The organism is Paraburkholderia sp. BL6669N2 (assembly GCF_003387275.1).
Classification (GTDB): Bacteria; Pseudomonadota; Gammaproteobacteria; order Burkholderiales; family Burkholderiaceae; genus Paraburkholderia.
Genome location: NZ_QUNA01000001.1, coordinates 3,308,351 through 3,321,144, shown reverse-complemented (window position 1 = coordinate 3,321,144; position 12,794 = coordinate 3,308,351). Strand labels below are relative to the sequence as shown.

Here is a 12,794-nt window from a genome sequence, read left to right as displayed (position 1 = left end):
TCGCCGACGTGGGCCGGCAGCGCGCTGTTTGATCGCCGCGTGTCATGCCGCACGCTAAGAGGACGGCGCGTGCCACGCCGCGTTTGAATGCTGGGCGCAGCCGCCCGGCGGGCGTTAGCGCGTCTTTCATCATAGGGCGCGGCGGCCCTTCCGTTTAGAGGAATCGCTCTGCCGTAGAGGCGCCGCACCGTCCGAAGGCTCCCTACAATGCCGATGAAACACACGTAGACAAGTGTGCACGAGACAGGGCGTGCGAGCAACGCGGCCCATCAGGAGGAGCGGATGCAATACGACTACATCATCGTCGGTGCGGGCTCGGGCGGTTGCGCGCTGGCGAGCCGTCTCGCGGACAGCTGCCCGGACGCGACGATCGCGCTGATCGAAGCCGGACTGCACACGGACCGCAATCTGTTGGTCAGTATGCCGGTCGGCGTGGCGGCGGTGGTGCCGCATAAACTCAAGACCAATTATGGTTATCTGACCACGCCGCAACCGGGGCTTGGCGGACGGCAAGGGTATCAGCCGCGCGGGCGCGGCTTCGGCGGATCGAGTGCGATCAACGCGATGATTTACACGCGCGGCCATCAGCTCGATTACGACGAATGGGCGGAACTGGGCTGCGAAGGCTGGTCGTGGGCGGAGGTGCTGCCGTATTTCCGCCGCGCCGAAGGCAACCAGCGCGGCGCCGATGCATGGCACGGCGACAGCGGCCCGCTGACCGTCTCCGATCTGCGCTATCAGAATCCGTTTTCGCGGCGCTTCGTGCAGGCAGCGATGGAAGCCGGCTACAAGCCGAATGCCGACTTCAACGGTGCGGATCAGGAAGGGATCGGTTTCTATCAGGTGACGCAGCGCGACGGACGCCGCTGCAGCGTGGCGCGCGCCTATATCTACGACCGCGCCCGTCCCAACCTGAATACGATCGCCGACGCGACGGTGCTGCGCGTCGCCTTCAACGGCAAGCGCGCGAGCGGCGTGGAGATCGTGCGCGGCGGCCGCACGGAAACGCTCCAGGCACGCGGGGAAGTAGTGCTTGCCACAGGCGCATTCAATTCGCCGCAATTGCTGATGTGCTCGGGTATCGGACCGGCTGCGCATCTGCAGTCGCTTGGCATTTCGGTGCTGCACGACGCGCCGGAGGTCGGCCAGAATCTGATCGACCACGTCGATTTCACCATCAACAAACGGATTTCGTCGATCGAGCCGACCGGCTTTTCGATTCGCGGCATCGCGCGAATGCTGCCGCAGTTCGTCACGTTCATGCGCCACGGGCGCGGCATGCTGTCGAGCAATGTCGCCGAGGCGGGCGGTTTTCTGAAGAGCAAGCCGACGCTCGACCGGCCGGATCTGCAAATGCATTTCTGCGCGGCCATCGTCGACGATCACAACCGTCACAAGCATTGGGGTCACGGTTATTCGCTGCACGTGTGCGTGCTGCGGCCGCACAGCCGCGGCACCGTGACGCTTGCGAGCGCCGATGCGCGCACCGCGCCGGTGATCGACCCGCGTTTCTTCAGCGATTCGCGCGATCTCGATTTATTGGTGGACGGCGCGCGGATGGCGCGGCGTATTCTCGACGCGCCCTCGCTTGCGCTGCACGGCGGCAGCGAGTTGTACACGCATCCTGGCCAGTCGGACGAGGAGTTGCGTGGCACGATCGCCGAGCATGCCGACACGATCTATCACCCCGTTGCCACGTGCCGGATGGGCGGCGACGCGCGCTCGGTGGTCGATCCGCAGTTGCGGGTGCGCGGCGTCACGGGACTGCGGATCGTCGACGCTTCGGTGATGCCAACGTTGATCGGCGGCAACACCAATGCGCCGACGGTGATGATCGGCGAGCGCGCGGCGGATCTGATCGCGGCGGCCCGTCGCGAGCCGCAAGCGGAGCTGCAGATGGCGTCGATCAGTTGAGCCGGCATGGCGGCGAATGCCGCCTGCGCGCTCGGTGATATGTCAGATTTTGCCGCCAAATATAAGACAACTTGAGCGAACGTCTGCCAATTCGTCATAAATTGTGCCGTTTCGTTTATGAGATTTCCCGAAACCTATAATCGCGCCGCAAAAAGGAGCGCGTCAGGTGACGCGTTCGGGAACTCAAGGAAGCGAAGCGATGAGCATCAACGCAATTCAATTGATTCAGTCCGCCATGACGGACGGTGTGGTGCGGCAGCTAGCGGGGCGCCTGGGGCTACCGGCGGACGCGACCCAGAAGGTGCTGTCCGTCGCGGCGCCGACGCTTGTCGCCGGTCTGATGCAAAAGGGTGCGACGCTCGACGGTGCGCGTTCGCTGTTCGCCACGATCCTCTCGCCGGAAGTGAACGGCCATATCGCCGAACAACTGCCGCATCTGATCGACAGCACGAATGGCTTGAGCCGACTGGAAATGGCCGGGCGGCAGTTGCTCGAACGAACACTGGACCGCCGCGTCGACGCGCTGAGCGACGAAGTCGCCTCGCAAACCGGCGTACCGGCGCACGCCACGCATGCCATGACGGGCATCGTCGGGGCAACGCTGCTTGGCTTGCTGAAGCGGCATTGTCTCGAAGGTCAGGGCAACGCCGGACAACTGCCCACGCTGCTGGGCCATCAACTGCCGGTCATCGCGCCTTATCTGAACGACCGCCTGATGGCCGCGCTCGGTCTGGGCGGCGTCGGCGCGTTTGCCGGCAACATTCTGGCGCAACTGAAGGCTGTTTCGTCGCACATCGATCATCCGACGCCCGCGGCGAAGCCGGTCGCCGACGCCTTGTCGACCATTCACGTGCCCGCAGGCGCCGTGGTGCGCGAAAAGCGCCGTTCGCACACGTGGCTGTGGTGGCTGCTCGCGGCAATCGCGGCGGTGCTGGCGTTTCTGTTTTTGCGTGGCTGCCAGAGTGAGCAGAACGCCAGCCGCGCTGCAGGGCACAACAGTTCCGAAGCAGCGGTTAGCGTGCAGCCGGCTTCGGCGCCTGTTCAGGCGTCGGCCGTTGCGGTGGCCGCCAGCGACGCGGCGGCGTCGGCTCCCGCCGCCAGCGCCGCAGCGCCCGCCAGTTCGGCGAGCGACGCGCAGCAACCCGCCGCCGCACTCGCGCCGACTCAGGACAGCCAGCTCAGCTTCACCGTCGACTCAGCCGGCAAACCCACGCTGACCGCCACGGTCGGCAGCGAAGCTGAAAAGACGCTACTGATGGATCAGCTGACGAAGCGCCTCGGTCAATACAACTTCGTGCCCAACATCACGGTCGATCCGGCCACGAAACCGGCCGACTGGCTGGCGCATTTCGACAGTCTGTTGCCGTTGCTTTCGCTGCCCGGCGCGGAAGTGAAAGTGGTCGGCACGCACATCGAACTGAGCGGCGCTGCCGCGGACAAGAAGCTCGGCTGGCTCGACAAGCTGAAGTCGCTGTTCGGCACGTCGTATCAGATCGGTTCGTTCGACGTTGCGCACGCCGTCGCCGATGCCAACGATAACTTCCGCAGCGCGATCAAGAACCTGCTCACGCCGGATAGCTCGTGCGCCGCAGCGGATGTGGTCAAGGTGCTGAACCTGCAGGTGATCAACTTCGCGAGCGCCAGCGCGCATGTACCGGCTTCGGCGGTGGATGATCTGAAGCAATCGGCGCGCGTGCTGAACGCCTGCGCCAGCAACGGCAAGACCGCGCGTCTTGAAGTGGCGGGCTATTCGGACAACGTCGGCGGCGAAGGCGCGAATCTGCAATTGTCGAAGCAACGTGCCGAAGCGGTGCGCGCCTACCTCGTCAAGACAGGCGTGCCGGCTGATTCGCTGTTGGCGCAAGGCTATGGCCAGGCGCGTCCGGTGGCGAGCAACGACACGGCGAGCGGCCGCTTTGCCAATCGCCGCATCGAGTTCGTCGCGCAGCAGTGATTGCGGGCTGAATCCATCCCTTAAGACATGCCGCCCGGTTTGCGCCGGGCGGCACTGCCTCACTCGGCGGGCCGTGCGGGAAACGGTGTCGTGATACCGGTCACGCCGATACCCGGCCCGAGCATGAAATCGTCGGCGGCCTGGCCGGGCAGCGCTTCCCGCGCGACTTCGAGCCACGCGCGCGCGGCGTGCGACAGATAGCCATCGCGACGCCAGCCGATCGCCATTTCCCATGGAATCTCCGGTTCCACCACCGGTCGGCAGGTGAACTGCGCGGGGTCGAGACGCCGGCAGTAGGGCGCCGGCAACAGCGCAATGCCGACACCGGCCAGCACCAGCGCCGCCATGAAATCCCAATGCCCGCTGCGTCCGACAATGGTCGGCGCAAAACCGGCGGTGCGGCATGCGTTCAGGACGACATCGTTGAGAGCCAGGCTTTCGCCGTAGAACACGAACGGCTCGTTGGCCAGTTGCGCGAGCGGCACCTCGTGCAGGTCGTCCCAGCTCGAGCCCGTGCGTGCGACGAGCCACAGCAACTGACGCGTCATGGGCAGCACGTCGATATTTTCCGGGTCGACCGGCTGCAGCACGCCGCCTAATTCCAGTTCGCCGTTGATCAGCGCGGTTTCAATGGCGCGCGAGCCCTGTTCGAACAGCTTGAGTTCGATTTTCGGATAGCGCTGACGAAACATGGCGATGGCCGGCGTGAAGAGCGAGCCGCCCATGGGCGGAATGCCGATGGTGAGTTGACCGCGGCCGAGCGTGTCGAGATCGTTCAGTTCAGCCTGCAGCTGCGCGTGGGCGGCCAGCACGTCCTGGCCGCGCTGATAGACGATCCGGCCGGCATCGGTCAGCACCATCTGGCGCCCGTCGCGCAGCAGCAGCGGCGAGCCGATTTCATCTTCCAGCGACTTGACCATTTTGCTGATGGTCGGCTGCGTCACGAACATCTGCTCGGCCGCGACAGTGAAACTCTGCTGACGCACCACTTCGACGAAATACCGCAGCGCACGTAGTTCCACGATCTCAAACTCCAGAATTCCAAATTGGAATGATCCGGCTGATTGTAAGTCAATATATTTATATTGCAGAGTGCCGATCCGGCGACGCCGCAGCCAATTCAAGATACGCCCGGCGCCAAGCGGAATAACATCAATGGATTTTCAACCGCCGACCCGCCCATCACCCGGCTCATCATGACGCCTATTTCGATCATCATTCCCTGCTATAACGGCGCGGCGACGCTGGCGCGTGCTCTGCAAAGTTGCCAGACCCAGCCTGAGACCACGCAGATAATCGTGGTGGATGACGGCTCGGCCGACGCCTCCACGGACATCGTGGCGCAATGCGGCCGCGTCGACGCGCGCGTGGGGCTGTTGCGGATGCCGTACAACGGCGGCCCGGCCCGAGCGCGCAACTGGGGCGCGATGCATGCGTCGCACGACCTGATTGCGTTCCTCGATGCCGATGACGAATACCTGCCCGGCGCCCTCGCCGCGGCGAGCGCATTCCTCGCGGAAAATCCCACGCAAGTGTCCGTGCGGCTCGACGTCGAGTACGCGGATTTTCCGCGCGACCTCACGGCTCACCCTGACTTCGCCGCGCATGCTGCGACGCTTAGCAATACGGTGCCCAGCGGCCTGTTCATTCGCCGGGCGGCTTATCTCGCGCTCGGCGGCTTTCCAATGGACGATGCGTTTCGCCGGATCGGTGGCGAAGACGGCGCGTTTTCGTGGGCGTTGCGCGATATATTCGGCAACCCACGGTTGAGCGGCGCGAAGCGCGTGCGCATGCATTACCACGCGGGCATTCACGCCGAACGTTACTTTCGCGTCGCGCTCGGATTGCAGATTCCGGATCCCGCCGATGTCGCCGAAGCGTTCCGCGTTTCCAGGCAGTTTCTCGAGACCGCGCGCGCCGGCATCGCGCAATTGCGCGCGGCGAACGTGACGACCGGGGCCGCCGCCTGACAGGCCGCGCGACGTCTGCGAGGCGTCCATAACGGTGCTCGCGCACACGCTCGAAGCGCGAGAAACCCGCGTCGCCTGAAAACCCGATCCACGCCCCGAAGCCATCTCGTTTTGCTACAATCGCCGTTCGTCTTCGAGGAGCGTTGCGACGGGTACCGCGAATCAGCCTATTCGCCGGCCGCCCGCCAGGCTCGGAGACTTCAATCGGAGGGCTCGGATGCGCATTGCGCTTTCCTCGCCACCGCATCGAACCGCGCTCACGTCAAATTTCTAGTCACTACTTAGAAAGGAGGGCGTGATGAACGCCGCTGTTATCGATTCCAAAAATTCCCAGGACTTCGTTGTTGCCGACATGTCGCTTGCCGACTGGGGCCGCAAGGAACTCAACATCGCCGAGACGGAAATGCCCGGCCTCGTGCAAACGCGCGAAGAGTACAAGGCGCAGCAGCCGCTGAAGGGCGCGCGCATTGCGGGTTCGCTGCACATGACGATCCAGACCGGTGTGCTGATCGAGACGCTGACCGCGCTTGGCGCCGACGTGCGCTGGGCCTCATGCAACATCTTCTCGACGCAGGATCACGCCGCCGCGGCAATCGCCAAGGCCGGCACGCCGGTGTTCGCATTCAAGGGCGAATCGCTCGACGAGTACTGGGAATTCTCGCACCGCATTTTCGAATGGCCGAACGGCGAATTCGCCAACATGATCCTCGACGACGGCGGCGACGCCACGTTGCTGCTGATCCTGGGCTCGAAAGCGGAAAAAGACCGCTCGGTGATCTCGAAGCCGACGAATGAAGAAGAAGTCGCGCTGTACAAATCGATCGCTTCGCACCTCGACGCTGACCCGACGTGGTACTCCACGCGCCTCGCGCACATTCAGGGCGTGACGGAAGAAACCACGACTGGCGTGCACCGTCTGTATCAGATGGAAAAGGAAGGCCGTCTGCCGTTCCCGGCGATCAACGTCAACGACTCGGTCACCAAGTCGAAGTTCGACAACCTTTACGGCTGCCGTGAGTCGCTGGTCGACGGCATCAAGCGCGCAACCGATGTGATGATCGCGGGCAAGATTGCCGTGGTCGCAGGTTACGGTGACGTGGGCAAGGGCTGCGCGCAATCGCTGCGCGGTCTGGGCGCAACCGTGTGGGTCACCGAAATCGACCCGATCTGCGCGCTGCAGGCGGCAATGGAAGGCTACCGTGTCGTGACGATGGAATACGCGGCGGACAAGGCCGACATCTTCGTGACGGCAACCGGCAACTACCATGTGATCGGCCACGACCATATGAAGGCGATGCGTCACAACGCGATCGTCTGCAACATCGGTCACTTCGATTCGGAAATCGACGTGGCGTCGACCCGTCAGTACGAGTGGGACAACATCAAGCCGCAAGTCGACCACATCATTTTCCCGGACGGCAAGCGCGTGATCCTGCTGGCTGAAGGCCGCCTCGTGAACCTGGGTTGTGCGACGGGCCACCCGTCGTTCGTGATGTCGAACTCGTTCACGAACCAGACGCTTGCGCAGATTGAACTGTTCACGCAAGGCGAGAAGTACGAGAACAAGGTGTACGTGCTGCCGAAGCATCTGGACGAGAAGGTCGCACGCCTGCATCTGGCGCGCATCGGCGCGAACCTGACCGTGCTGTCCGACGATCAGGCCGGCTACATCGGCGTCGACAAGAATGGTCCGTTCAAGCCGAACCACTACCGCTATTAAGCGCGTCGCGGCGGTTTGACCGCATGACAGCTTGACGACATGGCGGCGCATGATGCGCCGCTTTGTCCGCCATGCCTGCCGCTTTGCGCGCTTTTTTCGTTATCGGACATCCTGCCAAAGGAGCTCTACATGACCTTGCTGCTGACCTGGCTGATCAACGCGCTTGCGCTCCTGATCATCACCTACCTCGTTCCGTCGATTCATATCCGCAGTTTCGGCACCGCATTGATCGTCGCGGTGGTGCTCGGGTTGATCAACACGATCCTGCGGCCGGTTCTGATCCTGCTGACGCTGCCCGTCACGATTCTCACGCTCGGACTCTTCATTCTGGTGGTCAATGCGCTGTGCTTCTGGCTGTGCGCGTCGCTGCTGAAGGGCTTCGAAGTGTCGGGTTTCTGGTCGGCGTTCATCGGCTCGATTCTGTACAGCATCGTTTCCTGGCTGCTGTCCGCGCTTATTTTCGGCAACCGCAGTCTCGGTTGACCCACTGAATCATGAACCCGATCGAACTATCATTCGAATTCTTCCCGCCGAAAACGCAGGAAGGCGTCGACAAGCTGCGCGCCACGCGCGCCCAGCTCATCACGCTCAAGCCCAAGTTCGTGTCCGTCACGTTCGGCGCCGGCGGCTCGACGCAACAGGGCACGCTCGATACCGTCGTCGAAATGGCGAAGGAAGGGCTCGAAGCGGCGCCGCACGTGTCGTGCATTGGCTCGTCGAAAGAGAGCCTGCGTGCCATTCTCAACGAATACCGCGCGCATGGCATCCGCCATATCGTCGCGCTGCGCGGCGATCTGCCGTCCGGCATGGGCGAAGTGGGCGAGTTGCGTTACGCGTCGGAACTGGTGAGCTTTATCCGCGCCGAGTTTGGCGACTGGTTCTGGATCGAGGTGGCCGGCTATCCGGAATACCATCCGCAGTCGCGCTCGCCGCGTCACGATCTGGACAACTTCGCCCGCAAGGTGAAGGCCGGCGCCAATTCGGCGATCACGCAGTACTTCTTCAACGCGGACGCGTATTTCCGTTTCGTCGACGACGCAAGGAAGCTCGGCGTGGATGTGCCGATCGTGCCGGGCATCATGCCGATCACGAACTTCTCGCAACTGATGCGTTTCTCGGAGATGTGCGGCGCTGAAGTGCCGCGCTGGATCGCGCGACGGCTGGAAAGTTTCGGCGACGACCGCGAGTCGATTCGCGCATTCGGGCTGGATGTGGTGACGGACCTGTGCGGGCGTCTCATCGACGCGAAAGTGCCGGGTCTGCACTTCTACACGCTGAACGGCGCCGCTGCGACCAAGGCGATCTGCGAACGCCTGGGCGCTTAAGCACCCATCACGTTTTGAAACGAAACCGCGCGGCTCATTGAGTCGCGCGGTTTTTTTTCGCGCGGCGAATAGGCGCCACGAACGGCGCGGAAGGGGCGCTGGGGCTTGCGCGCGAATACTGTGCAGCGCTGCTGCCGGCGGCCGCTGGCGAATGAAGCAGGAACGACAATTCCGACGCGCAAATTCGGCCGCAACGACTGCTGCGTCGCAACAAGCGCGCCAGCCCGAGTCAACCTTGCGGCGTAAGCCCGCATTGAACCCGATTTTTGTGCTGTCTATGATCAAAGCGCAGCTAACGTGGCTGCTGTGCGGAGAACATGATGACGGTACCCAAGTTGCTGTTTGCAGTTCGCCAAACCTGCCTTCCGGCGCTCGCCGCCTGTGCGGTCCTGAGTGCCGGCCTGACACCCGCCGCCGCTGAGGCGGCCAAGCTGCCCGACAAGACGCTCGTGTTCTGCTCCGAAGGCAGTCCGGCGGGCTTCGACAGTGCCCAGTACACCACCAGCGTCGAGTTTAGCGCGGGGTCGTACACGGTCTACAACCGGCTGATCGAGTTCGCGCACGGCAGCACGGACATCGAACCGGGGCTCGCCGAAAAATGGGACGTTTCGCCGGATGGGCTGACCTATACGTTTCATCTGCGCCACGGCGTGAAGTTCCAGACCACGGCGTTCTTCAAGCCGACGCGCGAATTCAATGCGGACGATGTCGTCTTCACGTACCAACGCATGCTCGACCCCGAGCAGCCGTTCCGCAAGGCGTACTCGGTGCCGTTCCCGTATTTCACCGATCTGGGCCTCGCCAAGAACATCGCGAAGGTCGAAGCGGTCGATCCGTACACGGTTAAATTCACGCTGAAGGAAGTGGACGCGCCTTTTTTACAACAGATTGCGATGCCGTTCGCGTCGATTCTTTCGGCGGAATATGGCGATCAGTTATTGAAAGCGGGTAAAGCGTCGGATATCAATCAATATCCGGTCGGCACCGGTCCGTTCATTTTCCGCAGCTATACGAAAGACGACACGATTCGCTTCGACGGCAATCCCGATTACTGGAAACCGGGCGTCGTCAAAGTCGGCAAGCTGATCTTCGCGATTACCGTCGATCCGGCCGTGCGCCTGCAGAAACTGAAACGCGGCGAATGCCAGGTGATGGCGTATCCTCGTCCCGCCGATATTCCGACGGTGAAAACCGATGCGTCTCTCGTTATGCCCAATGAGGTGGGTTTCAACCTCGGCTATATCGCCTACAACACCACCAAGAAACCGCTCGATAACGTGCTGGTGCGCCGCGCGCTCGATATGTCGATCAATAAGAAAGCGATTATCGAGTCGGTGTATCAGGGCGCGGGCCAGACGGCGACCAACCCCATGCCGCCGACCCAGTGGGGCTACGACAAGAATCTGAAGGACGCCCCGTACGATACGGAAAAAGCCAAGGCGCTGCTGAAGCAGGCAGGCTATCCGGACGGCTTCGATTTGACGCTTTGGGCCATGCCGGTTCAACGGCCTTATAACCCGAACGCGCGCCTGATGGCGGAAATGCTGCAATCCGATTGGGCGAAGATCGGCGTCAAGGTGAAGATCGCGACGTACGAATGGGGTGAATATATTCGCCGCGCCCATGCAGGCGAGCATGAAGCGATGTTGATTGGCTGGACGGGCGATTATGGCGATCCGGATAACTGGCTTGGGGTATTACTGGGTTGCGACGCAGTCAACGGCAGTAATTTTTCCAAATGGTGCTACAAACCTTATGACGATCTGATCAAAAAGGGCCGCAGTACGACCGATCTGGCACAGCGCACCAGTGCCTATACTCAAGCCCAGGAGATTTTCAAGGATCAGGTTCCGTTCACGCCCATCGCCCACTCCACGGTCTATCAGCCGATCAGCAAGAACGTCACCGGCTTCAAGATCGACCCGTTCGGCCCGACGCAATTCATGAACGTAGGTCTGAAATAACGCCGGCGAGTCGTATTTTGCTGAAGCGACCTTCTAAAGCCGCACGTTCCGGCCAGCGCCGGCGTGCGGCTGGTCTTATGCCCAAATGGTTTCCGATTGTCCGTGCTGCGTGGGATCGGGGTAACCGCTAAAGCGGTAACTCCGATCAACGGAGGGAATTTCCTCCGCTTGGTGCTGTGAGCCAAGCTCAAGTAATATCGCGCTACGCCGGCGGGAGCCGGCCACGAACCTGGAGGAAACATGAAGCAAAACAATCTGTTGCGCGCCGCGCGTGTTACGACGCTCGTCGCAGCTGCAGCGGCATCGATGGTGGGCGCAAGTGTCGCGCGCGCCGAGATCCCGAACAAAACCCTGGTCTACTGCTCAGAAGGCAGCCCCGCGGGTTTCGATCCTGCCCAATACACCACGGGCACCGATTTCACGGCAAACACGTTCACCGTCTACAACCGTCTCGTCGAATTCGAACGCGGCGGCACCAAGGTGGAACCGGGCCTCGCCGAAAAGTGGGATGTCTCCGCGGACGGCAAGACCTATACGTTCCATCTGCGTCATGGCGTGAAGTTCCAGACCACGTCGTTCTTCAAGCCGACGCGCGAATTCAATGCGGACGACGTCGTGTTCACGTTCCAGCGCATGCTGGACCCGAACTCGGCCTTTCATAAGGCTTACCCGGTCCAGTTCCCGTACTTCACGGACATGGGCCTCGACAAGCTGATCACCAGCGTCGAAAAGGTCGATCCGTACACGGTCAAGTTCACGCTGAAGGAAGTCAACGCGCCGTTCATCCAGAATCTGGCAATGGAATACGCGTCGATTCTCTCGGGTGAATACGGCGACCAGTTGATGAAAGCCGGCAAGGCCGCCGACATCAACCAGTTCCCAGTCGGCACGGGCCCGTTCATCTTCCGCAGCTACACGAAAGACGCGACGATCCGCTTCGACGGCAATCCGGATTACTGGAAGCCGAACACGGTGAAGATCTCGAAGCTGATTTTCTCGATCACGCCGGACGCCGGCGTGCGCGTGCAGAAGATCAAGCGCGACGAATGCCAGGTGATGAGCTATCCGCGTCCGGCCGACATCGCGCCGCTGAAGGCAGAAGCGAACATCGCGATGCCGTCGCAACCGGGCTTCAACCTCGGCTACCTCGCGTACAACGTGACGCACAAGCCGGTCGACAAGGTCGAAGTGCGTCAGGCGCTCGACATGGCGATCAACAAGAAGGCGATCATCGACTCCGTTTACCAAGGCGCGGGCCAAGCCGCCACGAACCCGATGCCGCCGACCCAATGGTCGTACGACAAGAACCTGAAGAGCGCGTCCTACGACACGGACAAAGCTAAGGCCCTGTTGGCCAAGGCCGGCTATCCGAACGGCTTCGACATCACCTTGTGGGCGATGCCGGTGCAGCGCGCGTACAACCCGAACGCCCGCCTGATGGCGGAAATGATCCAGGCCGACTGGGCCAAGATCGGTGTGAAGGCGAAGATCGTCACCTATGAGTGGGGCGAGTACATCAAGCGCGCTCACGCAGGTGAGGACGACACGATGCTGATCGGCTGGACCGGCGACAACGGCGATCCGGACAACTGGCTCGGCACGCTGCTCGGCTGCGAAGCGGTGAACGGCAACAACTTCTCGAAGTGGTGCTACAAGCCGTTCGACGACCTGATCCAGAAGGGTCGCGTCACGTCCGATCAGGGCGCGCGCACGACGGCTTACATGCAGGCTCAGCAGATCTTCGCGCAGCAACTGCCGTTCTCGCCGATCGCTCACTCCACGGTGTACCAGCCTGTCAGCAAGAAGGTCGTGGATATGCGTATCGAACCGCTCGGCTATGCGCGTTTCGACGGCGTCAGCATCAAGTAATTCGTCGAGCTAGTCGTAAAATTTGCGCAGTACGCTTTTCGCACGGTTAGAAAACTGGTCGAAATGGTCCGGCGACCG

General features: G+C 62.1%; 9 protein-coding genes and 1 riboswitch. Of the genes, 8 read left to right on the top strand and 1 reads right to left on the bottom strand.

The genetic code is table 11. From position 1 onward, the window contains the following. The first annotated feature begins 282 nt into the window (after positions 1-282). Together B0G80_RS15145 and B0G80_RS15140 are read left to right on the top strand one after the other, a co-directional pair. Complete coding sequence (locus B0G80_RS15145) at positions 283-1,914, top strand: GMC family oxidoreductase (protein ID WP_116118491.1); 1,632 nt, start codon at positions 283-285, stop codon at positions 1,912-1,914. A gap of 199 nt (positions 1,915-2,113) precedes the next feature. After that, complete coding sequence (locus B0G80_RS15140) at positions 2,114-3,868, top strand: OmpA family protein (RefSeq protein WP_116118490.1); 1,755 nt, start codon at positions 2,114-2,116, stop codon at positions 3,866-3,868. A gap of 59 nt (positions 3,869-3,927) precedes the next feature. On the opposite strand, the gene B0G80_RS15135 is transcribed toward B0G80_RS15140, so the two are convergent. Then, positions 3,928-4,890 carry a LysR family transcriptional regulator gene (locus tag B0G80_RS15135; RefSeq protein WP_116118489.1) on the bottom strand — a complete coding sequence of 321 codons (963 nt, stop codon included), beginning with the start codon at positions 4,888-4,890 and terminating at the stop codon, positions 3,928-3,930. Positions 4,891-5,064: 174 nt separating this feature from the next. Here B0G80_RS15135 and B0G80_RS15130 point away from each other — a divergent pair, with 174 nt between their 5' ends. The 6 genes from B0G80_RS15130 to B0G80_RS15100 all read left to right on the top strand — a co-directional run bounded on the left by B0G80_RS15130 (position 5,065) and on the right by B0G80_RS15100 (position 12,716). Continuing rightward, positions 5,065-5,838 carry a glycosyltransferase family A protein gene (locus tag B0G80_RS15130; protein ID WP_116119667.1) on the top strand — a complete coding sequence of 258 codons (774 nt, stop codon included), beginning with the start codon at positions 5,065-5,067 and terminating at the stop codon, positions 5,836-5,838. Between the two features lie 129 nt (positions 5,839-5,967). Continuing rightward, positions 5,968-6,104: riboswitch (S-adenosyl-L-homocysteine riboswitch) on the top strand. 32 nt (positions 6,105-6,136) lie between these two features. Next, positions 6,137-7,558 carry an adenosylhomocysteinase gene (gene ahcY / locus B0G80_RS15125; protein ID WP_116118488.1) on the top strand — a complete coding sequence of 474 codons (1,422 nt, stop codon included), beginning with the start codon at positions 6,137-6,139 and terminating at the stop codon, positions 7,556-7,558. Positions 7,559-7,687: 129 nt separating this feature from the next. Next, positions 7,688-8,041: a phage holin family protein gene (locus B0G80_RS15120; protein ID WP_106284835.1), complete on the top strand. Its 354-nt coding sequence runs from the start codon at positions 7,688-7,690 to the stop codon at positions 8,039-8,041. Positions 8,042-8,052: 11 nt separating this feature from the next. Continuing rightward, positions 8,053-8,883 (top strand): methylenetetrahydrofolate reductase [NAD(P)H], encoded by an 831-nt coding sequence (gene metF / locus B0G80_RS15115; protein ID WP_116118487.1) that lies wholly within the window; start codon positions 8,053-8,055, stop codon positions 8,881-8,883. Between the two features lie 320 nt (positions 8,884-9,203). After that, positions 9,204-10,847, top strand: a complete 1,644-nt coding sequence (locus tag B0G80_RS15105; protein ID WP_106284837.1) for an ABC transporter substrate-binding protein — start codon at positions 9,204-9,206, stop codon at positions 10,845-10,847. A gap of 240 nt (positions 10,848-11,087) precedes the next feature. Continuing rightward, positions 11,088-12,716, top strand: a complete 1,629-nt coding sequence (locus B0G80_RS15100) for an ABC transporter substrate-binding protein (protein WP_116118485.1) — start codon at positions 11,088-11,090, stop codon at positions 12,714-12,716. Positions 12,717-12,794 lie beyond the last annotated feature (78 nt).